Source organism: uncultured Lamprocystis sp. (assembly GCF_903933125.1).
In the GTDB taxonomy this organism is placed as follows: domain Bacteria; phylum Pseudomonadota; class Gammaproteobacteria; order Chromatiales; family Chromatiaceae; genus Thiodictyon.
Genome location: NZ_CAIZIZ010000096.1, coordinates 1 through 23,934, shown reverse-complemented (window position 1 = coordinate 23,934; position 23,934 = coordinate 1). Strand labels below are relative to the sequence as shown.

Genomic DNA, 23,934 nt, shown 5'->3' with positions numbered 1-23,934 from the left:
GCCACGACCGGAGGGAGCAACCCATGGCCACGACCGCCGACGACGTCTGGGCCTTGTTGCGCGAGTTGACCGCAGCGCAGCGAGAGACCGAGCGCATGTTCCAGGAAACCGACCGCCAGTTTCAGGAAACCAAGCGCATGTTCCAGGAAACCGACCGCAAGTTCCAGGAAACCGACCGCAAGTTCCAGGAAACCGATCGCAAGTTCCAGGAAACCGACCGCCAGAAGCGCCAAACCGATCAGCAGATCAGAGAACTGGGTAAACAGATCGGCGGGCTGGGAGAGAAATTCGGGAGCTTTACCGAAGGGCTGGCCTTACCCTCCATGGAACGGCTGCTGCGCAAGCGCTTCGGCATGGAAGTCATCAGCCCCAGCGTGCGCGCCACCAAAGATGGGCAGCACCTGGAGATCGATGTCCTGGCCTACGCCAACGGCGCCGTCAACGCCGCCTATCTGGTCGAGGTCAAGAGCCATCTGCGCGAGGAGGCGATCACCCAGTTGCAAAACCTGCTGCACCGGTTTCGGGACTTTTTCCCCGAGCATCGGGAGAAACGGCTCTACGGCATCCTGGCCGCGGTGGACCTGACTCCCACCTTGCGCGAGCGGGTCTTGCGGGAGGGGTTCTATGTCGCGCGCATTCACGATCAGGTCTTCACCCTGGAGGTGCCCGCCGGGTTTGAGCCGCGGGCCTATTGAACCCCAGCGCGGCGGAGCCGATCCCAAGCGGCTGACGGTGGATGCGTTGCGCTGATCCACCCGACGAAACCGGCTCCGCTGTAGGATGGATCAGGCGCGTCACTCGGTGTCAGGGATCCGGTCGATCGATCACGCGCCGCATCCACCTCCCGACGCCATTGAAGCCTGGCTGAAGGAGCATCGCAGCCGTGACCATTGACCGATCAGCCGCCACGTCGTCACCCGTGGCGCGCGGTCGCGGCACCCGCAGGTGAGGACGACGGCGACCGGCAACCCGGGCGCGCGCCGTTGGCGGCATCCGAATGGGTCGGTTCTGCCGCTCGGCGTCGGCGTCCTCGCCCTGGGGGTCTTTGTCGCCCCGCTGGCCCTGGCCGCCGAGCCGATCACCTGGCCGCGCGACCTCTACAACCCCGTCCCCAAGGCCGACGACGTGCTGCTGCCGCTGCCCTGCGGCGGCGCCATGGCCTTCCGGTGGGTGCCGACCGCGGACACCCTACCGGCCGACGTGCCGCCCGAGCTGGCGCCCCTGTTCCGTCTGGTCGGCCCCTTTGAACACGCGGGCGGCCGGGCGCTGCTGCTCGGAAAGGTGGAGGTGCGCGCGGACGGGTATCAGACCGTCAGCGCGCTGCATCCGGTGACCGCCGGGCGCTGGACGCAGGCCGTGGTGGAGATGCCGCCGACGTCCACGGTGGGGTTGACGGCGGCCGGGACCGGCGTTTGGGAGACCCTCACCGGGATGGGCGGATGGTGGCGCCGCCGGCCGGCACGCCGGTTGACGATTCGCCGCCGCGCTGCCGAAAGCCCCAGAAGGCCAGCACCGGCCGACTGCCGACGCGAAAGATGTGCGACTGATCGGGGATGGTCGCCGCGTGTTCCAGCAGCCGGCCTAAAGTCTGCCAGGCGGGGCGGTCGTCGCCGATCAGTTGCCGGCTGAGGTCGAGCACCTGGGTGCGTAGCGCCTCAACCTGCTCCAGGATGGCGGATCGCTGCTCGTCGGCAAGCCCGTCCCATGGGGTGACGGCGCCGGGCTCGGGCGCGTACCAATCCAGCGTGTCGCCGTAGGCGTTCTGCTGTGGCACGGCAAACGACGCGGCGACCTCGGCGGCGAGGCGGCGCTGCATCGCGCCCCGTAGCTCGGTTGCCGACCCGAATAAGGTTTCACCGCCGACGCCGAGTGGTTCAAACTCGGTCAGGGTGCCGCTTTCCAACAAGGGGCCGACCATGCCGTTCCTCGCTTTACTATCGGCGATTTTCGCTGAGAATCCTGTATGCTGATTTAACCACAAAGCTGGTCAAGGATTCGACCCCAAACTTGAGTCTTTGAGAGGACACTAAAAGGCGACGACAGCAATTCCAAGTCTTGAGGGCCTCGCGTGACCCCTGGTGGATGCGGCGCGCACGACCGACGAGCCGAATCCCGAGCAGTGTGCGGCGCGCCTTATCCACCCTACAGTAGCGCTGGTATTGTAGGGTGGATCAGCGCAGCGCATCCACCATGAGATCTCGAACCGGCCTGAGCCGCCGTGCCTGGCGTGGACCCGGCCCGACCCTGACCTCCGTGCGGCGGGGCGGCAGCGGCAATCCGGATACAATGTGCCCCGCAAAGATCGCCCTTTATTCACTTAGTGTTCTGATGATGCCGCTTGACTGCCATGCCTAACGTCGCACTCCACGTTCTCCAGGAACAAGTTTCTCTGCTACCGTTCAACACCTTGCGTCTGGATGTGAAGGCGCGCTACTTCGCCGTCGTGCAATCGGTGACGGATTTGGAGCGGCTGCTCAAAGACCCGCGGGTCGCGGAAAACGCGATCCTGGTGCTCGGCGGAGGGTCCAATATCCTCTTGTCGAAGGACTTCGACGGTGTTGTCCTGAAAATGGAGATCAGCGGCCGATCGGTCGTTTACGAGGATGACGAAGTCGTCGATCTCGCGCTCGGTGCGGGCGAGGATTGGCCGTCGGTGGTAGAGTTCGCCGTCGCCAACGGCTGGGGCGGGATCGAGAATCTCGCGCTGGTGCCCGGCACCGCGGGCGCGGCCCCCGTGCATAACATCGCCTGTTACGGCCACAACCTGCATGAGAGTCTGTTGTGGGTGGAATCGATTGATCTCAACAGCGGTGCGCTCTGCCGATTCCGGGTCGACGAATGCGGGCTGGGATACCGCACCAGTATCTTCAAGCAAGAACTGAAAGGGCGACAGATCGTGGTGCGCATCTGTCTGCGCCTGCGTAAGCGCCCGATCCTCAATACCAGTTATCAATCGCGTTACGAATCCGTTGCCGGCGAACTGGAGCGGCTCGGTCCGCCGCCTTACGGGGTGCGCGAGGTCTTCAATGCGATTGTCAGTATTCGCCAACGCAAGCTGCCGGACCCGGCACGGGTGGGCACGGTCGGCAGCGTCTTTATGAATCCGACAGTGACTGTCAAGCAGCTTCAGGCGATCAAAGCCCTGTGTCCGGAGATTCAGTACTATCCGGCTGAGCAATTGGTTTACGGCGAGTTCGCCGTGGACCAGGACCGCGAGAGTGAGCGCGTCAAGATCCCGGCCGCCTGGTTGATCGAGGATATGGGTTGGGCGGGAAAGCAGGTTGGACACTGCGGGGTTTGGAAAACGCAGCCGCTCAACATCGTCAATTATGGCGGTGCGACGTCCCGCGAGTATCTCGATTTCTTACAAGCAGTGCAGGATGCGGTCTATCGGCGTTATGGGGTCAGGCTCGATCCGGAGGTTGTTATCATCTGACTTGTCGGTCGGGGTTCAGGGAATTCGCCGGCATCATCCCCGTTGGGGGCGGCGTGCTCCGGCTGTTCTGGCTTTCACGCGTCGGCGTGGGAGCAGGCGCGGGCACGCTGCCACCAATCCGCAGACCGGACGCGGGAGCGCCCGCTCGACACTCCCACGCGGGAGCGTGGGAGCGAGAAGCCGAACCGCATCAGTCCGCCGCATCAGTGTCCATATCGCGCGGCGCTCTCAATTTGCGCCGGCTCCGGCTGGCAATGGCCGGTGCGGCCTGCGGGGCCTCGATGAGGTTCAGCGTCTTTTCCTGTTCAGACAACCGTCGGTTGGCGATCATTTTTTCCTGCCGGACCCGGACGCCATAGCCGAGTGCCGCACCGCCCGCGGTGGCCAGGGTGAGCAACCCCAGTGCCATGAACTGGGTGAGCATCATGGCGACGCCCAGGCCGACGGCGCCGCCGACGACCACCCCCGACTTCAGACTCATGCCCGCGCCGAGTCCGCCGCGCGCGGCCTTGGCGATGCTGCGTACGTCCTTGATCCGCTGTTGTTCGGCCTTGACGCGGATCTGTTCGCGCTCTTTGGAGAAGCGTTCCGAGGCCCGCGAGACCACATGCTTGCGGTCGGCACCGACGATGGCGCTGAACCAGAGTGCGACTACGAAGCCGATCGACAATCCGAGGGTCAGGAACAGCGGCCAGGTCGTCTGCCAGTTCGTCGTCATCGCCGTGTAGACCAGCAGCCCGGTCACGCCCTGCAAGAGAATGATCCCGATGAGAAAACGGATCAGATTGGGAATCCCGAAGTTGATCATGACCTGCGCACTGCCTTCGTTGACGCACGTTTAGGAACTTTCTTGGCGGGCGGGGCGGCCTTGGCCGCGGCCTGTTTCGCCGCCGGCGCGCTGTTGCCCTGATCCGCGACAGCCGGGGCGGCCGGCTCCGTGACCGCGGGGGGCTGAGCGCCGAGTCGGAAGACCCAGGCGTCTTTGAGTGCCGGGCTCAGATCGACCGCGCTGACCTTGCGGCTGAAGAGTCCAAGGAGGCGGTCGCGAATCGCGGTAAGGCCCTCGGGTCGGCCCTGCTGCTCGGCGGGAACCGGGCGGTCATAGGCATCGACCACGGCATAGAGATATTCGGTACCGATATTCGACAGGTCGGTGACCAGCCGCGGCGCAACCGCGTTGCTCGGCAGCAGGCGCGGTTCCAGACTGGAGATCAGAAAGGGGCCGGGAAGCAACGTCAGCCGCTCCGCCAGCTCCGCCTGATTGCGGCTGCGCAAGTAACGACTCAGGTCGCTGCGCATCCCTGCCGAGAGTTCAGGCGCGCTCCGCTCGATGAGCGTGGTGTCGTCGTCCTCCTCGGGTCGGATGGCGATCAGAAAGGCGTGGGACTCCGGGGTGGGACTCTGCGGCGTCTCCGCGCCGGCCAGGACATAGGTCTCGATAATGCGCAGCAGTTCGGCGTACCGGGCGCGCTGGGTCTCCTCGGCAGGATCGAACGTACCGCCCAGTAGGACGAAGGTATAGATCCCGAAGCCGGGGGTGGCATTGCTGTACAGGGTGCCGGGAGCGGCGGCGCTGGCAACCCCATAAGCGGCGGCCTGGGACGGGAAATAGGCCATGGAGTAGGCGAGGGTTCCTGTCTCGCGGGCCGGTTCGGAGCGCTGCACCGGGGTCACCAGATCCTGCTTCAGCCCGCTGGAGGCGGCCGCCCGGATGGTTCCCTCGGCACCGGGTCCGCTCAGGAAGATCGCGCGATTCAGTACCGCGGCGACCACCGTATTGCCGCCCTGGGCCACCAGCTCACGCACAACGGCAGCCAGCGAGCCGCAATCGCCCTGGATCAGCGCCTCGGTGGCGAAGGCCGGGTCCACATTGGACAGGTACAGGTCGGTCACCAGGGGCGCAAGATAGTCCTGTTGCTTGTTGATCCGCGCCGAGCCGCAGATCAAGGCCACCTCGCGCCGCAATTCGGGTAAGGTCTGACTAAAGGGCGTAAAGATCGGGCCACCCTCGCCGACCGGAACCGGTTCCGCCGCCGGCGTATTGAGGCCCAGGGCCTCGCGTGTCGTGCGCCACTGGGGGGCGGGAGGGGCGCTCAGGTCGGGTGGCGTGGCCGCGGGCGTCGGCGTCGGCGTCGCGTCCGCCTTGGTCGCTTTGGTCGCGGTCTGGACCGCCGCGGGAGCAGGGCCGATCCGCGCCCAGGCCGGCAGGCGCATGGCGCAGCCGGCCAGCGTCAGCACGGCGAGCAGGCCGACGACGAGCAAGGCCCGGGCGGCCCAGCCCCGCGGCCCGCGCCGTCGAGGTGGGACCGGCCGATCGCGTCTTGGTGAGAACTGGCTCAAGGTCAGGGTTCCATGGTGTGGGTGCGCCGCATGATAGCGGATCAGACGGCACCCGCGCGGGCGTCGATGTACGCCAACGCCTGGTCGATCCGGCGCAGGACGGCGTCCTTGCCGACCAGTTGCAGGGTGACGTCGATGCCGGGCGAGGCGGCACGCCCGACAATGGCGACCCGCAGCGGCTGCGCCACCTTGCCGAGTTTCTCGCCGAGTTCCTCCGCGACACCCTCGACGACATGATGCAGTGATTCAGGCGTCCAGTCCTCCAGTGCCATCAGTTCGAAGGCCGCCTTGAGCCGGGTCAGGGGTTCGCGGGCGACCGGGCGCAGATGCTTCTTGGCGGCATCGGGGTCGTAGTCGGCAAAGTCCTGATAGCAAAAAGCGCTGATCGCGGCCAGTTCGACCAGGGTGCGGGCACGCGCGGCCTGGGCCTGGACCACCAACACCGGGTCCGGTCCGACCGTGGGGTCGATGCCGAGCCGACCCAGCTGGGGGCGCAGCAGGTTGGCGACATGCGCCGGATCGGCGACCTTGATGTACTCCTGGTTGAGCCAGTCGAGCTTGTCGGTGTTGAAGCTGGAGGCGGCCTTGTTGACGTCCGTGATGTCGAACAGGTTGATCATCTCATCCATGCTGAAGATCTCCTGGTCGCCGTGTGACCAGCCGAGCCGTACCAGGTAGTTGAGCAGCGCCTCGGGCAGGTAGCCGGCGTCGCGGTAGGCGATCACGCTGACCGCGCCATGGCGTTTGGACAGCCGTGCCCCGTCGTCGCCCAGGATCATGGGAACATGGGCATACTGGGGCGGCTCCACCCCCACGGCGCGCAGGATATTGATCTGGCGCGGGGTGTTGTTGATGTGGTCGTCACCGCGGATGACATGGGTGATCGCCATGTCGGCGTCGTCGACGACCACCGCCAGGTTGTAGGTGGGTGAGCCGTCGGTGCGGCGGATGATCAGGTCATCGAGCTCCTGATTGTTGAAGACCATCCGGCCGCGGATCAGGTCATCGACCACCACCTCGCCGTCCAGCGGGTTGCGGAAGCGGATGACATGGGGGGTCGACGGGTCGACTTGATGTTCGCGGCACCGGCCGTCATACCGGGGTTTGAGTTTTTGCGCCATCTGCTCCTCGCGCATGGACTCCAGACGCTCCTTGGGGCAGTCGCAGCGGTAGGCCAGGCCGCGGGCCAGGAGGTCGTCGATGACTGCGTGGTAGCGGTCGAAGCGCTGGGTCTGATAGAAGGGCCCTTCGTCGTAATCCAGGCCGAGCCAGGTCATTCCTTCCAGGATGGCGTTGACCGACTCGGCGGTCGAGCGCTCCAGGTCGGTGTCCTCGATGCGCAGGACAAACTGGCCGCCGTGTTTGCGTGCATGGAGATAGCAAAAAAGTGCAGTGCGGGCGCCGCCGACGTGCAGATAACCGGTCGGGGATGGAGCGAAACGGGTACGGACGGTCATGATCGCACGGGACTCCCTGGGCATTGGCCCGGACATTGCGTAAAGCATGGCCTGGGCGTTGGACAAGAGCGGGATTCTAGCAGTATGTTGCCGTCATGAGATTTGCCGAAACGAACGACAGCGCTGTTTATCTGGTCCAGGCGTATGGGCCCGAGGGGATCCGTGTCGGCGGGCGTACCCTGACCCGCGGTCTGATCCTGACCCCGGAGCGGATCATCGAGGACTGGGGGCCGCAGCGGATCGCCGACCTGGATTCAGGACATCTGCAAACCCTGATCGCGCTGTCACCGGAAGTGATCGTGTTGGGCACCGGCGCCGCGCAGGTGTTCCCCGACCCGGCGCTGTACTTCGCGGTACTGGAACGGCGGATCGGCTGCGAGGTGATGGACACCGGCGCGGCTTGCCGCACGTACAATATCCTGGTGGCCGAGGGCCGACGGGTGGCCGCCGCGCTGCTGCCCTGGTGATCCCCGGCGCCGGTTTTCAATTACCACTCATCAATTTCAGGAAGTCGTTCCAACTCATGGACCGTAAAATCATCCTTGGCGTGCTGACTGCCGCCATTCTCGGCTTTGTCGGCGTCCTGCTCCTGATGCCCCCGACCATCCAGGACGCGGTGGTGCGCCTGCCCTGGCGGGTAACCACGGACCAGATGGGCCGCACCCAGGTCTTCGGCTTCACCCTGGGCAAGACGACGCTCGGGGAGGTGCGCAAGTTCTTCGGTGAGGACGGCAGCATCAACCTGTTCCAGGCGCCGGACGGCCCCGAGCCGCTGGGCGTCGAGGTCTTTTTCGAGCAGGTCTATCTGCAGAGCTTGCGCGCCGACTTCATCGTCACCCTGGACGTCAGCCAGCGGACCCTGGCACCCATGTACGAGCGCGGGCTGCGCATCAGCCAGATGGAGAGCGGCAGCAAGCGGGTGAAGCTCGACCCGACCGATGTTGCGACCCTGCTCGCCAGTCCCATCCGGACCATTACCTACCTGCCCCACACGCGGCTCAGTACGGAGGTGATCGAGAAACGCTTCGGTGCCCCGGCCGAGCGCCGCATCGAGCCCGAGACCAACGTCATCCACTGGCTCTATCCCGAGCGCGGCTTCGACCTCGCCCGGCACCCCAAGGGCAAGGTCGTCATCCAATACGTGAACCGGGCAGACTTCGCGCGGCTGGTGCAACCACTGGGCGGATCCTGATCCGCCCCCGACGGACTGTTGCAAACGGCTGCTGAACGGTACTCAAATCAGAAGAATCCTACCCCAAACTCAGCGAATGGTGGGCAGCTTTGCCTGACTGCTTTCGTTAGTATTTCAGTCGACAGGTGAGCTGGCATAAGTACCAAAGACAGAGGCTGGGATCATGAACAGGCAGGTTGATGTCGCGGTGATCGGCGCGGGTCTTGCGGGTTTGAGCGCGATCAAAGAGATCCGTCAGTCGAACAAGGACTTTGTGCTGATCAACGGGGGCGGCCCCGGCACCACCTGCGCCCGGATCGGCTGCGTGCCGTCGCGGGTGGCGCTCCATCTGGCGGCGGTGTGCCAAGGCCGTCGTGCCGCCGATTGGCTTGGTCGCACGGGCGGCGCGTCCTGGGAGGTCGACCCGACCGCGGTGCTGGATCAGGTGCGCGTGCTGCACGACTCCTATGTTGACTCGGCGCTGACCGGCAGCGTCGAGGCGCTGGGCGATGCGCTGATCGAGGATTATGCCCGGTTCATCGGCCCCAACACGCTGCGGGCCGACGGCCAGACCATTGAGGCTGGCGCCATCGTGATCGCGACCGGTGCCCGCAGCTTCGTCCCACCCGATTGGCAGGAGCGGTTGGGCGACCGGGTCCTGACCATTGAGACGCTGTTCGAGCAGGAACACCTGCCCGCGTCGGTGGCGGTGGTCGGTCTCGGGCCAATCGGTCTGGAGATCAGTCAGGCGCTGCATCGACTGGGCGTTCGGGTGATCGGCATTGATGCCGGTGAGTGCGTCGCTCGCCTGCCGGACCCGGTCGTCAATCAGGCCGCCGTGGAGATGCTGCGTCACGAGTTTCCGATCTGGCTCGGTGATCCCGCCACGGCGGAGTGCCGTGGTGACAAGGTGCTGGTCCGCGCCGGGCCGAATCAGGCTCTGGTGGATCGGATATTCGTCGCGACTGGCCGTCATCCCAACCTGGATCGTCTGGGCCTGAACATGGCCGGCTGTGCCACCGACGGCCAGGGTGTGCCGATCCATCACCCCGCAACCCTGCGGGTTGGTCGCCTACCCATCTATGTTGCCGGCGACGCGGGCGGCACCCCGGCCAATCTGCAACTGGCCACCGAGCAAGGTCGGGTCGCGGGCTACAACGCGACTCACCACACGCCCATCAGCCTGGCCGCGAAGACCGCCATGTCCATCGTCTTCAGCGAGCCGAGTATCGCGTGGGTGGGTCCCGACTGGTCCGCGTTGGATCATAGTCAGGTTCTGGTGGGGCAGATGCGCTTCGGTCCGGCGGGGCAGGCCGCGTCCGCCGGTCCGCACCGTGCGCTGCTGCGGGTCTACGCGGACCGCCATGATGGTCGCGTCATTGGCGGCGCCATGGTCGGACCCGGCAGCGAGCATTTGGCCCACCTGCTTGCCTGGGGCGCGCAGCAGCGCCTGACCGTCCACCAGATGCTCGAAATGCCCTTCTATCATCCGGTGGTCGAAGAGGTTCTGCAGGACGCCCTGAAGGAGTTGGCGCGCCGGATTCGTCCGATCGGGTCGCGCGCGTCCGCGCTGGGTCGGTTGATTACCTGGCGGGGGCGGGCGGCATGTGCCGCTTGATGGGCGAGGTTTTCGCCGAACGTTCATCCGAGCTGATGGTATTCGTGGTTCAACTGCTTACTGCGCGTTGATCAGCCCCTTGAGACCGCGCCGCCGCCGTGGCCACCGCCTCCAGCACCATCCGGCAGTTCTTCACCAAATCGTCTCCCCGGTGCAGATCGCCGCCGATCAGGAGCATGCAGTCGCGGCCATAGAAGTCGATCAGCTCGGGTACCCGCTCAAGACGCAGGCCGCCCGCCGGTACCGGGAAAATCGGTCTGAAATGACCCATGGGGCGGGCGGCGCCGTCGACGATTGCGCGGCAGTCCTCCTGGGTAAAGGCGAAGCGTCCGCCGTAGCTTGGAAAGATGGTCGCGTCCGCCCCGGCCAGACGGTTGAGTTGACCATAGAGGCAGCCGTGCGCGACGCCGCCCCGCGGGTCCAGGGTGAAACTGCCCTGGAAGGCCGGATGGCTCAGGATCGGCAGCGCCAGGGTGTCGTCATCGGCCAGAGCGCGCAACGCATCCAGGCCGGCGAGCCCTGGGCAGAACAGCAGGCCGCCCGCGCCGGCCGCCCGCGCGAACCGGGCGCGTCGGACGATCTCCAGGGCGGGCGCGGTGACATTGGGCACATAGAGCGTCTGTCCGCCCGTTTCCTGATTCGCCCGTGCGACCGCCTCGCCGCAGCGGGCGACGCGCTCGTCGAAGGGGCAGAACGCCTGATCGGCCAGTCCGTGGTCATCCTTGATCAGGTCGATACCGCCCAGGGCCATCCGGTAGGCCAAATCGGCCAGTGCCCGTGGGCTTAGCCCCATGGGCTTGACGGCCGTGCACAGGAGCGGCCGATCCCGGACCCCGAGTCGGTCGCGCAGCCCCGCCTGTCCGAAGCGCGGTCCGCGATAGAGCAGCGCCAGGCGTTCTGACAGATCGAAGCGCACCAGCCGAATGCCGGGCTTGATGCTGCTATTGCCAAACAGGCAGTTGACGAGTTGCGTCAGTTCCCGTCCGGCGACCTCGACCGGATAGCGGATGACCGCCTCCCAGCGGTCCTCCTCCAACTGCTCCAGGGCGGCAAGCTGCCCGACAATCTGTTCGCGAATGGCCGCATTCGGGATCAGATCGTCCGGAAACTCCGCCGTCTGTTCCAGGCAGATGTCCTGCGCCCGCTGCCGCGCTTGCGTCGCGGTGGCCGCTCCGGCGAGGTGGTAAACGGTGGTGAAGCGCTCACCGCTGAGGGTCAGGGGTTGATTATCGGTATTTATCACGCTATTCCGATACGGTCCTCAACGATGAGGACAATCGGCTTCTGGCTCAACACGGATGCAAGGTCGCTGGCTTTAGGCACGGGTCGCCATCTCCTCTGGCACGAGCCGCAGCCGAGGATCAGCCTTATTCAGTAGCGTGAAGCGTTCGTGACTGTAGACCGCGTCTAGAATATGTTCTGAAACGCTGGTCTTTCCGCAACCGTTCGACCCCGCTAGTACCACCAGGTCGAGTGGACTGTTATCGCCGGCCGTGAGATCCAACTCCAATTCTGCGATTGCCCGCAGATTCATGATTTTGATGCGGGTGATCTTCATAGCACGTGTCTGAACTCCTATTTGCGTTTATCCGCGGACAAGTCGCTTCCTGAACGTCACAGGTCTTCCGTCTTGTCCGCCGTCCCCAGCGTCTCCAGCCGCACCCTGGTCAGCGCCGCCTCGGTGAGCCCAAGCCGGGCGCCGGTCAAGTCCTCCGCCGCGCGCACCAGCGCCATGGCGTCCAGTCCGTATTCACGCAGCAGATAGTCGCGGCCGGCGCCGTGCGCGTAGGTGTCGCGCAGCCCGAGGCGGATCAGGCGCTTGCCCAGACCGGCCTCGGCCATCCACTCGGCGACGGCGGAGCCCAGACCGCCGATGATGCCGTGGTTCTCCAGGGTGATGACGCCGTGCCGGACCCCGGCAATCGTCTCCAGGATCAGGGGGTCGGTGAAGGGCTTCAAGGTCGAGACATGCAGATGGGCGACCGCGAGTCCGGCGGTACGCAGTGCGGCGGTGGCGCGCAGCGCTTCCTCGGTGCAGATGCCGGTGGACAGGACCGCCAGATCCCGGCCCGCGCCGAGCGGTCGGGCCTGCCCGAGCCGCAGCGGCGCGCCGGGGTCGAACAACCGCGGCACCTCGCCGCGCAGCATCCGCACATAGACCGGGCCATTGACCGCCTGAGCCGCGTCGAGCACGGACTCGACCTCGGTGGCATCACCGCATTCCAGCACCGTCATGTTCGGCAGGAGGCGCATCAGCGCCACATCGTCAATCGCCTGGTGCGTCACGCCGCCCGCGGTGGTGAGGCCGGGCAGGAACCCGATCAGGCGGACCGGCAGGTTAGGGTAGGCGATCGACATGGCGACCTGATCAAACGGCCGTCGGCAGATGAAGACCGCGAAGGTATGGACGAAGGGGGTGAAGCCCTCACGCGCCAGACCGGCGGCGAAGCTCATCATGTTCTGCTCGGCCATGCCCATCGAGAAGAAACGGTCCGGGTAGGCATCGCGGAACCCGTCCGCTTCGCAGGAGGCGGTGAGGTCCGCGGAGAGGACCAGAACCTCCGGGCGGTCTTTGGCCCAGCGGACCAGGTTGTTCCCGTGGGGACGTTGGACTGTTTCGATTGGTGTCGTTGCCATCAGGCGGATGCTCCGCGCAGGGTTTCCAGCAGTCGGCTGTACTCGGCGAACTCCTGTTCGCTCTTGAAGCGGACATAATGGAGCTTGGGCGCGCGTGCGCGCAGCAGGTCGATGCCGCGGCAGGGGTCGGTGCGGGCGATCACCACCAGCGGCCGGTCACGCTCCGTTGTGCGGGCGGCGGCGGCCGGGGCGGCCAGCGCATCGCTGTCGTGGCCGTCGACCTCGTGGACCTCGGCACCGAAAGCGCGCAGCCGTGCGGCGAGCGGCTCGATGGTCATGACGGATGACATGGCCCCGTCACACTGCTGGGCATTGGCGTCGATATAGACGCCGAGCCGGCCGATGCGGTGATGGGCCAGGGCGGCGAAGGCCTCCCAGGCCTGGCCTTCCTGAAACTCACCGTCCGACATGAAGACCCAGACCCAGCCGGGCTCCCCGCGCAGCCGCCGCGCCAGCGCGATGCCGCCGGCCTGGCTGATGGCCTGGGCCAGTGACCCGGCGGTGACCTCGTGACCGGGGGAGTGCTCGGCGCCGATCAGTTCCACCGTGCTGCCGTCCTGGTTGAACTGCGCGAGCGCAGCGGGTCCCAGTCGGCCGACCTCGATCAACAGGGAGTAGAGTACGAGCGCATAGTGCACCGGAGAGAAGATGAAGCGGTCGAGCTCCGGCGCCCGCGGGCCGTTGTAATCGGCACCGGTGAAGCTGGCCGGATTGCCGGCGCCGGGCACGCCGGCGAAGGGGCGGGGCGTCAGCGGTGCCCGACTGGGCCCCAGGCGCATCACGCGCAGATAGAGCGTCGCCAGCACCTCGGCCGCCGAACAGGCCTGGCTCAGGTAGCCGCCGTTGTGCAGCAGGGTGTGCTCCAACACCCGACGGCGCACGGCGGCGGCAACCTGGCCGACCTGGGTTCGGGGGTCTGTGGAACTGGGTCTGGCTTGGTCCATCGCGGGTCTCGGCTGGTTTCGATCGCTTGGCCGATTGTATCGCCGATTGGAGCGAAGCGAGCCTGCTCAAGTGATGCGGTCGCGAGCCTCGATCAAGATTCCGGCCACTTGGGCTCGCCGGGTGCGTAGGCCATCCTGGCCTGACACCCTCAGGGCTGGAAGCCCTGACTACGCATGCCGCTGGCCGGGATTACCATCAAGGCCGTGGTTACGAGCCTGTCAGTCCCACGCGGATCTGATATGGTTACGGCAACCCAAGCTCGAAGCCTCGGATCGCGACATGCTTGCGCCTGAACCGACCAACCCCATCCACCGCATCAGCGTCGAGCAGTTCCATCGGATGATCGCGGCTGGTTGTTTCGGCGACGGCGACCGGGTGGAACTGATCGACGGGGAGATGCGCGACATGCCGCCTATCGGATCGCCTCACGGGGGCACGACCGATCGCCTCACCATGTTGTTCGCCCCTCAATTGGCGGGTCAGGCGATCCTTCGCGTGCAGGGAGCCGTGGTGCTGGATGACGGGACCGAACTCTATCCTGACCTGTCGGTGCTGAAATTCCGGGATGACTACTATTGTCAGGCCAACCCCACGGGCGATGACGTGCTGTTGATCATCGAGGTGGCGGATTCCAGTCTGGCCCTGGATCTTGGCGCCAAGCTCGCCAAGTATGCCCGCGCTGGAATTCGCCGCTATTGGGTAGTGGATTTGCGGCATCGCATACTGCATGATCACCGTGACCCGGACCGTTTCGGTCGGCGATACCGCCAACTGCATTCCCTAATCACCGGAGAAGTTGTCTTTGAGCTGGGGGATGAGCGGATCAGGATGCCGGTGGCCTCGATCCTGCCGGACTGACGACGCTCGCGGCGAGCGGGTGCGCGGCGGTCAACCGAACCATCCGGCCGTCAATCCGGTTCGCTCTTCACTTGGCGCTTAAACACAATGCAGCACCGTGATAGCGTCAGCCGCGCTTGTTTCGCCCTGCAAAATAAAGGAAATCTCATGCGATTTAATGTCATGCAAAGCACTCGGCAGCGGCGTCGACACGGCGCGGCACTCATCGGTCTGTGTTTATTCCTCCTTCTCAACCTGGTTCAGGCCGTCGCCGAGCCGGCCGCGCCTGCAGACGAAGACGCTGCCAGCCTGACGCTGTGGGCCGATGCGGCCGGGCTTGAGGCGCTGCTGGGCTCACCCTGGGCGGCGGCGGTCACAGCCGGCACGCCGGAGATGCAGCGGCTGGCCGCCGGCGCTTATTATCACAGCCTGGCCATCAAGCCCGACGACAGCCTCTGGGCCTGGGGATACAACGCGTACGGCCAGCTCGGCGACGGTACCACCGACGATCGGTCAACGCCGGTCCAGGTCCTGACCGGGGTCGCGGCCGTGGCGGCCGGCTGGTTTCACAGCCTGGCCCTCAAGACCGACGGCAGCCTCTGGGCCTCTGGTGGTAATTGGAACGGCCAGCTCGGCGACGGCACCACCACCGAGCGTCATACGCCGGTCCGCGTCCTGACTGGGGTCGCGGCCTTGGCCGCCGGCATTATTACAGCCTGGCCCTCAAGATCGACGGCAGCCTCTGGGCTTGGGGTTACAACGACACCGGCGAGCTTGGCGACGGCACCACCACCGAACGTCATACGCCGGTCCAGGTGCTGACCGGGGTCACGGCCGTGGCCGCCCGCGGCTGGTATAGCCTGGCCCTCAAGACCGACGGCAGCCTCTGGGCCTGGGGTAATCAGGGGGACGGCAGTACCGGCTATCAGTCGACGCCAGTCCAGGTTCTGACTGGGGTCGCGGCCATGGCTGCTGGCTACAGTCACACCCTGGCCCTCAAGACCGACGGCAGCCTCTGGGCCTGGGGAAACAACGAGTACGGCCAACTCGGCGACGGCACCACCACCTATCGGTTGACGCCGGTTCAGGTTCTGACTGAAGTCGCGGCCGTATCAGGTGGCGGGGTTCACACCCTGGCCATCAAAGCCGACGGCAGCCTCTGGGCCTGGGGTTCCAACTATTTCGGCCGACTCGGCGACGGCACGACCACCGATCAGTGGACGCCGGTCCAGATCCTGAGTGGGGTCGCGGCCATGGCTGCCGGCGGCGGTCACACCCTGGCCCGCAAGACCGACGGCAGCCTCTGGGCCTGGGGTTACAACACGCAGGGTCAGCTCGGCGACGGCACCACCACCGACCGCCCGAGCCCGGTGCCGGTGATCGGGTTCGAGGGACAGACCACCACCAACGCCGACTTCCTCGTCACCAACATCACCCTGATCCCGAGCGCCCCGCTCGTCGGCAGGTCCTTCAACGTCTCGATCACCGTCAAGAACCGGGGCACCCAGGCCGGCAACCCAGGGACACTGCGCGTCTGGACCAATCAGCGCACAGCCCCCGGCTGCGCCGTTGCCGGGGACGCCGCCATCACCCTGACGGACCTGGCAGCGGGCGCCAAACAGACGGTGTCGATTCGCCTGCTGGCTGGCCCCGCCGGGACAAAGACCCTGCGCGCCTTTGTCGACAGCCAGTGCCTGAGCACCGAACCCGATGAGACCAACAACCAATCCACCCGGGGCTACCGGGTTCTCAGCACCCCAATCGCGGACTTCGCGGTCACCGCCATCGACCTGACGCCCATCCGCCCGCACGTCGGCACAACCCCTGACGCTGTCGTCCTTGACCAGCCGATCGGTCGGGGGGACGGGCGTCCAACCGCTCCCCGACCAATCCGCAGTGTTGATCAAGCCCAGCGCGGACAGCGGAACGAGGCGAGGCGCGAGACGACGGAGCGGTTTGATGATCACGATGACGATGACAACGACAACGACAACGAGGCTTTGAGGTCGCGGTCGGACTCTCCAGTGGCCTCTAACAGTCCTTCATTGCACTGGCTTGCAACCTAAAACGGCTGGGTTGTTGTGGGGACGACGACGACGCCACCACGCATCCGGTTTGCCGCCATGCCCGAATCTGGGGACAATGGCCGGCTAACCACGCTACCGAGAACACCCCCGATGTCCGACAAGGCCCCTTGGATCACCTACCGTCCTGAACTCAAGGTACTCGACTGCACCATCCGCGACGGCGGTCTGGTCAATGCCCACCAGCTTTCCGACACCTTCGTCGGTGCCGTCTATCGCGCGTGCGTCGACGCCGGTCTGGACTACATGGAGATCGGTTACAAGAACTCGAAAAAAGTCTTTCCGAAGGACAAGTTCGGCCCTTGGCGTCACTGCGATGAGGCCGATCTCCGGCGGGTCGTCGGCGACCATGACGCCGCCCGCACCGGGCTCAAGCTCGCCGCGATGGCCGACGCCGGCAAGAGTGACTGGCAGACGGACATCTGTCCTTGCGCCGATAGCCCGCTCGACGTGATCCGGGTCGCCTTCTATGCCCATCAGGTCTCGGAGGCGGTGGAGATGATCCACCACTGTCACGGGCTGGGCTACGAGACTACCGCCAACTTGATGGCCGTCTCCAACATCACGGAGGAGGAGATCGACACCGTCCTGGAGGCGATCGCCGAGACCCCGGCGAGCACCATGGTCATCGTCGACAGCTTCGGCTATCTCTATCGTGAGCAGATCGATCGGCTCTACAAGAAATACGCCGCGGCCATGGCCGGAAGCGGCAAGGAGATCGGCATCCATGCCCACAACAACCTGCAACTTGCCTTCGCCAATACGATCGAGGCGATCATCCTGGGCTGCAATCGGGTAGACTCGACGATCTACGGCTTCGGCCGCGGCGCCGGCAACTGCCATACCGAACTTTTGCTTGGCTTCCTGCGCAACCCCAAGTTCGACTTGCGGCCCATCGTCGACGTGATTCAGCACCATGTAGCCCCCCTGCGCAAGGAACTGATCTGGGGGCCGTCGCTGCCCTTCAACCTGACCGGCCAGCTCAACCAGCACCCGCGCTCCGCCATCGAGTGGACCGAGGGCCCCAATCGGGATGACTTCCTGGCCTTCTACGACAAAATCGTCTCGGAGATCTGAGTGCGCCATCGTGCCCCATCCGGCAGCCGTCCACCGCTGAACCGCAATGTCGGGCGGCGCGGCCGCAACGACCCGGTCGATCTGCCGGCCCCCGTGGACGCGCCTGGAGAGCGCCTGCAAAAGATATTGGCCGAGCAGGGTCTGGGCTCACGCCGTGAGATCGAGGCCTGGATCCGCATCGGGCGCGTGCGGGTCAACGGCCAAGTCGCCAAGCTCGGCGACCGCATCACCCCCCTGGATCGGGTGCGGGTGGATGGTCAGGAGATCCGCCGCCGCCCGCGGCGCGAGGAGGACACCCAGATCATCGCCTACCACAAGCCGGAGGGCGAGATGGTCACCCGCCGCGATCCGGAGGGGCGCCCGACCGTCTTCCGGCATCTGCCGCGGCCGAAAACCGGGCGCTGGATCGCGGTCGGCCGACTGGACATCAACACCTCAGGCTTGATTCTCTTTACCACCGACGGGGAACTGGCCAACCGCCTCATGCACCCCTCGCGGGAACTGGAGCGTGAGTACGCGGTGCGCATCCTGGGTCAGGTTCCGGACGGCACCCTGGACCGGCTCACCAGCGGCATTGCGCTTGAAGACGGCCCCGCGCACTTCGATGCGGTCAGTGCGCGCGGCGGCACCGGGGCCAACACCTGGTACCACGTGGTGCTGAAGGAAGGCCGGAACCGCGAGGTGCGCCGCCTGTGGGAAGCCGCCGACTGCCAGGTCAGCCGCCTGATCCGGGTGCGCTACGGCAACGTGGAGTTGGGTCGGCGGCTCTTCCCCGGTAACTGGCGGCCGCTGCTCGACGACGAGCGCAAGCTGCTGCTGTCATTGGCCGGGATGGAGTCACAGCCGCATAAGCCGCGGCTGCGCAGCGCCGCCGCGCGGGCTTGGCAGGGCGGGCGGTAGCTACAAATACAGCAAGATCGCAAAATAATGGCTCACGCTGCCGGCCAGCACGAACAGGTGCCAGATACCGTGGCACCAGGGCCAGCGGTTATCCAGAACGTAGAAGATCACCCCGACCGTATAGAAGAGCCCGCCGGCCACCAGCCACCAGAAGCCGGCCGGGGGCAGGGCGGCGATGATGGGGCCTAGTGCGAACAGGATCAGCCAGCCCATCAGCAAATAGATGGCGACCGACAACAGCCGTCCGCCGCCGCCGCGCAGGGTGTCGATCACCATGCCCGCGACGGCCAAAGCCCAGACCGCGCCGAACAGCCACCAACCCGTCTTGCCCTTCAATGCGACCAGGGTGAAGGGGGTGTAGGTTCCGGCGATCAGCAGATAGATCGCATGGTGGTCCATGACCTGGAAGAAGTCTTTCGCACGGCCGCGCAGGCTGTGATAAAGCGTGGAGGAGAGATACAGCAAAAACAGCGTGGCCCCATACACGGAGAAGCTGACGATGCGGGTCGCCTCGCCCTCCACGCCGGCCAGGGTGACCAGCACCGTGGTCCCGATCAGGGCCAGGACGGCACCGACCAGGTGGGAAATGCTGTTAAAGCGCTCGCCGCGGTACATCTTAGTTGTGACCTCTGCCGATCAGCCCGGGCGACCGCGAAACTGCGCCTCGAGCCACTGGCGCATGCGCTGCGAATCTCCCATCGGGGTGCGTTTGCCGGCTGAATCCAGGAACACCATGTCGAGCCGCCGCCCGCCGATCACCGCGCGCATCACCAGACAATGACCGGATTCGCTGACATAGCCGGTCTTACTCAGCTCCACCCGCCAGTTCGGATCCTGCACCAGCGGGTTGGTGTTGCGGTAGGCCAGGCGGTCGGCGTCGCCGTAGGGCTGCACTTCCATGGTCGCGCGGGTGGTGAGTTCCTGGATCAGCGGATAATTGGCGGCAGCCCGCATCAGTTTCACCAGGTCCTCTGCCGTCGAGCGATTGCCGCCGTCCAGCCCGGTCGGGTCCGCGTAGCGCGTGTCGGTCATCCCCAGTGTGGCCGCCTTGCGGTTCATGGCGGCGACGAAGTCCGGCTTGCCGCCGGGGAAGGTCGTCCGTCCCAGGGCGGAGGCCGCCCGGTTGTCGGAGGACATCAGCGCCACCGCCAGGGTCTCCCAGCGCTGCAGGGTGGCCGCCCGATCGATGCGCAGGCGCGAGCGGCTGTGGCGCAGTTGATCGCGGTCGCATTCCAGGATGGTCAGCGGTTCATCCAGCGGTGCGCCGGAATCCAGCACCACCATGGCCGTCATCAGCTTGGTGATCGAGGCGATCGGCTTTTGGTCATGGCTGTGTTTGGCATAAAGCGGCTGTCCGTTCTCATCCACCACCAGCACGGCCGCCGACTGGAGGTTGGGGGTGGTGACGCGGGGTGGAGCGGGGGGCGGGGCCGCGCCTGCCGCGCTGCTGCGCTCCGGGTCGGCCCCGAGGGCCGCGCTCAAGGGGAGGGCGAGGGCGAGCAGGAGGCACGCGGTTCGGTGATTCACGCTCATCTGATGATCCATTAGTAAGTGTTGCGGCGAGCGCCGCGGAATCGGGGGCGCGTGATTTTCGGGTTGTCTGTTCCCCGCAAGGGCAATATGGTAGCCGGGTCGCGGCCGCAGGTTAAGCGCCGATGTGCTTTCACCGCATTTTGCAACGCGAGCCGACCGCTCACACTCCAGCCGATCTGATCCAGCCACCCTCTGCAGCAACGAGCCCAAGTGACCCCAACCCACATCCGCCGTATCGGTACCGACCCGGCCCAACTCCCGGCCGCCAACCTGCGCGAACTGCTGAACCAACTGTATCGCAGCCGGGGCCAGGTCGAGTCGGAGTCCACGCTGGGCCTCGCGGATTTGGCGCCCTATGATACCCTGGCCGGGTTAGCTCAGGCAGTTGAACTGCTGGCCGCCACCCTGAGGTCCGGCCGTTCGATTCTGGTCGTCGGCGACTACGACGCCGACGGCGCCACCGGCAGTGCGCTGGCCGTGCTGGGTCTGCGTGCCCTGGGCACCCAGGCCGTGGCCTATCTGGTGCCGAGCCGCTTCGCCTACGGCTATGGTCTGAGCCCGCCGGTGGTGGACGCCGCGGCACCGCAATGTCCGGGCCTGTTGGTCACCGTCGATAACGGGATTGCCAGTATTGCCGGGGTGGAACGGGCCAATCAGCTCGGCATCCCGGTGCTGATCACCGACCACCATCTGGCCGGGACGGACTTGCCCGCGGCGGCGGCCATCGTCAACCCCAATCAGCCGGGCTGCCCCTTCCCCAGCAAGCACCTGGCCGGGGTCGGCGTGGTGTTCTACGTGCTGGCCGCCCTGCGCGCCCACCTGCGCGCGGCCGGCTGGTTCACTGCCGACCGGCCGGAGCCCAACCTGGCCGAGTATCTGGATCTGGTCGCCCTGGGCACGGTGGCCGACGTGGTGACGCTCGACCGCAACAACCGTATCCTGGTGGAGCAGGGCCTGCGGCGCATTCGCGCCGGGCGCTGCCGGCCGGGTATCCGCGCCCTGCTCCAGGCAGCGGGGCGCGACCCGGCCCGCGCCACCGCCGCTGACCTGGGGTTCTATGTCGGCCCGCGGCTCAATGCCGCCGGTCGGCTCACCGAGATGAGTCTGGGCGTCGAATGCCTGCTGTGTGACGACCCGATCCGCGCTCTGGACCTGGCCGGGCAGCTCGACGCACTCAACCGCGAACGCCGCGAGATCGAGGGGACCATGCGCGATCAGGCCGAGACGCTGGTCGAGCGCATCGTGCTGCGCGGTGACGATCTGCCGCCCGGTCTGTGTCTGTACGGTAAGGGTTGGCACGAGGGGGTGTCCGGGATCGTCGCCGCGCGCATCCGCGAGCGCTATCATCGCCCCGTCATCGCCTTCGCGGACGCCGCCGACGGCTTGCTGCGCGGCTCGGCCCGCTCGGTGGAGGGGTTGAACATCCGCGACGCCATCGATCTGGTCGACCGGCGCCGCCCCGGATTGATCGCGCGCTTCGGCGGACACGCCATGGCCGCCGGGCTGACCTTGAAACCCGAGTGTCTGAGCGACTTTCGGGTCGCCTTCCGCGACGCGGTGCGCGAGCAACTGGGCGAGGCCCCGCCGGTGCATGAGATCCGCTCGGACGGCGAATTGCCGCCGCGGCTGATGAACCTGGAGACCTGCGACGCCCTGCGCCTGGGCGGTCCCTGGGGGAAGGGCTTCCCGGAGCCCTTGTTCGACGGGGAGTTCGAGGTTCTCAGCGCGCGGCTGGTCGGTGAACGGCACCTGAAATTGCGGCTGAAACCCGAGCGGGGTCCGCTGCTGGAGGCCATTGGTTTCGGCCAGGGCGAACGCCTGGAACTGGCGCGCGGCCGGGTGCACCTGGCTTACCGCCTGGACGTCAATGAATACCGGGGTGAACGGACCCCCCAACTGATTCTGGAGCACCTGCAATCGACCACTTAGACGATACTATCGACCCTTTTGATGCCGAGGATGCAGAGGACGCCGCGGACACGGCCGATCCGGTCCGCGGCGCCGGCCACCAGGTTCCCGCGGCGGGGGAAGACTGGGAGGAACGCCCGGAGGGTCCGAGCAAGAGCCAGTTCAAACGCGAGCACCAGGCGCTCCAAGCCCTGGCCGAGCGGATGACCAAGATGCCCCGCGCCCAATTGGAGCGCCTCAAACTCAGCCCGGTCACCTGGCTCGCGCTCGACGAGACGTCCCGCATCAAGGACGTGCGCGCCCTGGGGCGGCACTACAAACGCATCGCCAACCTCCTGCAACGCGAGGATATGCACGCCGTTCATGCCCTGATGGACGAGGCCGAGGCCCGCGAACGCGCGGCGGCCGCCGGCCACCACCGCCTGGAGCGTTGGCGCGAACGTCTGATCGCCGAGGGCGACGCGGCTCTGAGCGACTTCCTGGATGAACACCCGGACACCGACCGTCAGCAATTACGCACCCTGGTGCGCGCCGCCAAACGCGATACCGAGCGCGGCAAACCCGAGGCCCCGCGCAAGCTGTTTCGGTTTCTGCGCGATGCGGTGGACGTTGGGTCCGCTGAGGAGGAGGTGGCGGCTGATGAACCCTTATCGGAGCGTCGGTGATCCATCCGGCAATCACGAACGCATCACACTGGACGCTGAACACGCTGACCGCGACGGGGTGGCCCCGGCGAACCGCATACGGGTGAAAAGCCCCCAACCGGAGGCCGCGGCTTTACCGCGAAAGTCGCGTAGCGACCCCGTGGGAGCGGCGTCCCGCCGCGATGGGGTCGGGCGTGCAGCCGCAGCGTTCGCGGTCACCGCGGCACCGCATCGCGGCGGGACGCCGCTCCCACGGGGGACTTTCATCTTCCGGCGTGTTCCCCTTCCATGGCCGTTAGTCGGTACCGAATGTATCCGTCGTGCGTGGAAATCTCTTGCCACATAGCCCGCTTGCGGCAGCGGTCCCAAGGATAACGATGGCCCCAGCCACAGACCAGCAAACTGAACAGCGTCTTTCTCTTCGCGAACTTGCACGGCAACTGTGGATCATCTCCAAGGCATTTTTCGGCCAAGAGGTCCGATATAAGGCGCTTGGCTTCGTTAGCGTACTACTCGTGCTGGCCCTGTCCGTCGGCGGCGTGCAGGTGCTCATGAGCTATGTGGCAAGGTATTTCATGACGGCCATCGCGAATAAGGACGTGCCGGCCTATTGGCAATGGCTATGGTGGTATCTCGGTACCTTTGTGCTTGCTGTCCCGCTGGGGGTTTACTACCGGTGGACGGAAGAGCGGCTGGCCCTGCTGTGGCGCGAATGGATGGCGCAGCATCTGATCAAGCGCTATTTTAATAACCGTGCCTACTATCGACTGCGCAGCTCCTCCAATATTGATAATCCGGACCAGCGGATTAGCGAGGATGTGCGTAACTTCACCAGTATCTCGTTGTCCTTCCTGCTCATCATCCTCAATGCAGTCGTAACATTGATTGCATTTATCGGCGTGCTGTGGGCGATCTCAGGCACCCTGGTCGGAGTGCTGTTCTGTTATGCCGTAGCGGGTACCGGAATCAGTATTCTCATCGGCCGCCGCCTGATCGGTCTCAATTACTCGCAATTTCAGAAAGAGGCGGATTTCCGCTATGGCCTGGTGCGGGTTCGCGATAACGCGGAATCCATCGCCTTCTATCGTGGGGAGGCGCGGGAGCGGCGTGATCTCGTGGGGCGCCTGGGAGCGGCTGTCCTGAATATGCTGAGTCTCATCGGCTGGAATCGCAACCTGGCGTTCTTTCTCGACTTTGGCCATTTTCGGCGATCTCGATCATCGTGCCAGCCGCGACCGGCAATCGCGGGGCGCGGGTCCGCACGGCGGACCCTGGGGGGACCACGGAACCAACCCGTCAGGCCCGCGGGCGGCCCCGGCGCGGCGGCGCGGAGCGCCGCGCGAGGCC

At 65.9% G+C, this 23,934-nt stretch carries 23 protein-coding genes; 13 read left to right on the top strand and 10 right to left on the bottom strand.

Translation table 11 applies throughout. The features are described from left to right. The first annotated feature begins 23 nt into the window (after positions 1-23). Positions 24-695 carry a DUF3782 domain-containing protein gene (locus QZY03_RS04205; protein WP_295578508.1) on the top strand — a complete coding sequence of 224 codons (672 nt, stop codon included), beginning with the start codon at positions 24-26 and terminating at the stop codon, positions 693-695. A 728-nt stretch (positions 696-1,423) separates the two neighbouring features. On the opposite strand, the gene QZY03_RS04200 is transcribed toward QZY03_RS04205, so the two are convergent. Further along, on the bottom strand, positions 1,424-1,918 hold the full coding sequence (locus QZY03_RS04200) for a hypothetical protein (RefSeq protein ID WP_295578507.1): 495 nt from the start codon (positions 1,916-1,918) through the stop codon (positions 1,424-1,426). 429 nt (positions 1,919-2,347) lie between these two features. Between QZY03_RS04200 and murB the strand changes: the two genes are divergently transcribed. Further along, positions 2,348-3,436, top strand: a complete 1,089-nt coding sequence (murB, locus tag QZY03_RS04195) for a UDP-N-acetylmuramate dehydrogenase (protein WP_295578506.1) — start codon at positions 2,348-2,350, stop codon at positions 3,434-3,436. 190 nt (positions 3,437-3,626) lie between these two features. Here murB and QZY03_RS04190 read toward each other — a convergent pair whose 3' ends face one another. Genes QZY03_RS04190 through gltX form a run of 3 tightly spaced genes read right to left on the bottom strand, consistent with a single transcriptional unit; the run spans position 3,627 to position 7,233 of the window. Then, complete coding sequence (locus QZY03_RS04190; protein WP_295578504.1) at positions 3,627-4,244, bottom strand: hypothetical protein; 618 nt, start codon at positions 4,242-4,244, stop codon at positions 3,627-3,629. After that, positions 4,241-5,776, bottom strand: coding sequence for a hypothetical protein (locus QZY03_RS04185; protein WP_295578503.1), 1,536 nt, complete (start codon positions 5,774-5,776; stop codon positions 4,241-4,243). Before QZY03_RS04185 ends, QZY03_RS04190 begins: the two co-directional genes overlap by 4 nt. A gap of 41 nt (positions 5,777-5,817) precedes the next feature. Beyond that, positions 5,818-7,233: a glutamate--tRNA ligase gene (gltX, locus tag QZY03_RS04180; protein WP_295578502.1), complete on the bottom strand. Its 1,416-nt coding sequence runs from the start codon at positions 7,231-7,233 to the stop codon at positions 5,818-5,820. Positions 7,234-7,328: 95 nt separating this feature from the next. Here gltX and QZY03_RS04175 point away from each other — a divergent pair, with 95 nt between their 5' ends. From QZY03_RS04175 to QZY03_RS04165, 3 genes are all read left to right on the top strand, one after another. Further along, positions 7,329-7,700: an Mth938-like domain-containing protein gene (locus QZY03_RS04175; protein ID WP_295578501.1), complete on the top strand. Its 372-nt coding sequence runs from the start codon at positions 7,329-7,331 to the stop codon at positions 7,698-7,700. 56 nt (positions 7,701-7,756) lie between these two features. Beyond that, on the top strand, positions 7,757-8,425 hold the full coding sequence (locus QZY03_RS04170) for a hypothetical protein (protein ID WP_295578500.1): 669 nt from the start codon (positions 7,757-7,759) through the stop codon (positions 8,423-8,425). A 163-nt stretch (positions 8,426-8,588) separates the two neighbouring features. Continuing rightward, positions 8,589-10,022 (top strand): dihydrolipoyl dehydrogenase, encoded by a 1,434-nt coding sequence (locus tag QZY03_RS04165; RefSeq protein ID WP_295578499.1) that lies wholly within the window; start codon positions 8,589-8,591, stop codon positions 10,020-10,022. Positions 10,023-10,071: 49 nt separating this feature from the next. On the opposite strand, the gene QZY03_RS04160 is transcribed toward QZY03_RS04165, so the two are convergent. From QZY03_RS04160 to QZY03_RS04145, 4 genes are all read right to left on the bottom strand, one after another. Continuing rightward, the gene (locus QZY03_RS04160; protein WP_295578498.1) at positions 10,072-11,265 is read right to left on the bottom strand and encodes a RuBisCO large subunit C-terminal-like domain-containing protein; all 1,194 of its coding nucleotides are present in this window, start codon (positions 11,263-11,265) and stop codon (positions 10,072-10,074) included. A gap of 72 nt (positions 11,266-11,337) precedes the next feature. Continuing rightward, entirely contained in the window at positions 11,338-11,580 is a 243-nt protein-coding gene (locus QZY03_RS04155) for an AAA family ATPase (protein WP_295578496.1), read from the bottom strand. A 56-nt stretch (positions 11,581-11,636) separates the two neighbouring features. Further along, positions 11,637-12,659 (bottom strand): transketolase C-terminal domain-containing protein, encoded by a 1,023-nt coding sequence (locus QZY03_RS04150; protein WP_295578495.1) that lies wholly within the window; start codon positions 12,657-12,659, stop codon positions 11,637-11,639. Then, positions 12,659-13,603: a transketolase gene (locus QZY03_RS04145; protein WP_295578494.1), complete on the bottom strand. Its 945-nt coding sequence runs from the start codon at positions 13,601-13,603 to the stop codon at positions 12,659-12,661. The genes QZY03_RS04150 and QZY03_RS04145 overlap by 1 nt, the downstream gene beginning before the upstream one ends. A gap of 280 nt (positions 13,604-13,883) precedes the next feature. Between QZY03_RS04145 and QZY03_RS04140 the strand changes: the two genes are divergently transcribed. From QZY03_RS04140 to rluB, 5 genes are all read left to right on the top strand, one after another. Then, positions 13,884-14,462, top strand: a complete 579-nt coding sequence (locus QZY03_RS04140) for a Uma2 family endonuclease (RefSeq protein ID WP_295578493.1) — start codon at positions 13,884-13,886, stop codon at positions 14,460-14,462. A 147-nt stretch (positions 14,463-14,609) separates the two neighbouring features. Then, the gene (locus QZY03_RS04135; RefSeq protein WP_295578492.1) at positions 14,610-15,263 is read left to right on the top strand and encodes a hypothetical protein; all 654 of its coding nucleotides are present in this window, start codon (positions 14,610-14,612) and stop codon (positions 15,261-15,263) included. Next, on the top strand, positions 15,257-16,507 hold the full coding sequence (locus tag QZY03_RS04130) for a CARDB domain-containing protein (protein WP_295578491.1): 1,251 nt from the start codon (positions 15,257-15,259) through the stop codon (positions 16,505-16,507). The genes QZY03_RS04135 and QZY03_RS04130 overlap by 7 nt, the downstream gene beginning before the upstream one ends. A 111-nt stretch (positions 16,508-16,618) precedes the next feature. Then, positions 16,619-17,602: an aldolase catalytic domain-containing protein gene (locus QZY03_RS04125; protein WP_295578489.1), complete on the top strand. Its 984-nt coding sequence runs from the start codon at positions 16,619-16,621 to the stop codon at positions 17,600-17,602. Between the two features lie 81 nt (positions 17,603-17,683). Further along, positions 17,684-18,502 carry a 23S rRNA pseudouridine(2605) synthase RluB gene (gene rluB / locus QZY03_RS04120; RefSeq protein WP_295578522.1) on the top strand — a complete coding sequence of 273 codons (819 nt, stop codon included), beginning with the start codon at positions 17,684-17,686 and terminating at the stop codon, positions 18,500-18,502. On the opposite strand, the gene QZY03_RS04115 is transcribed toward rluB, so the two are convergent. Beyond that, the gene (locus tag QZY03_RS04115; protein WP_295578488.1) at positions 18,503-19,117 is read right to left on the bottom strand and encodes a hemolysin III family protein; all 615 of its coding nucleotides are present in this window, start codon (positions 19,115-19,117) and stop codon (positions 18,503-18,505) included. It abuts the gene before it with no gap. A gap of 21 nt (positions 19,118-19,138) precedes the next feature. Further along, positions 19,139-20,035 carry a serine hydrolase gene (locus QZY03_RS04110; protein WP_295578487.1) on the bottom strand — a complete coding sequence of 299 codons (897 nt, stop codon included), beginning with the start codon at positions 20,033-20,035 and terminating at the stop codon, positions 19,139-19,141. A 210-nt stretch (positions 20,036-20,245) separates the two neighbouring features. Here QZY03_RS04110 and recJ point away from each other — a divergent pair, with 210 nt between their 5' ends. From recJ to QZY03_RS04095, 3 genes are all read left to right on the top strand, one after another. Beyond that, positions 20,246-21,964, top strand: coding sequence for a single-stranded-DNA-specific exonuclease RecJ (recJ, locus tag QZY03_RS04105; protein WP_295578486.1), 1,719 nt, complete (start codon positions 20,246-20,248; stop codon positions 21,962-21,964). Next, a complete protein-coding gene (gene yjgA, locus QZY03_RS04100) occupies positions 21,952-22,608 on the top strand; it encodes a ribosome biogenesis factor YjgA (RefSeq protein ID WP_366935577.1) in 657 nt (218 codons plus the stop codon). Before recJ ends, yjgA begins: the two co-directional genes overlap by 13 nt. A 356-nt stretch (positions 22,609-22,964) precedes the next feature. Then, positions 22,965-23,934, top strand: a 970-nt coding sequence (locus QZY03_RS04095; protein WP_295578485.1) for an SbmA/BacA-like family transporter, incomplete at its 3' end; no start/stop codon positions are given.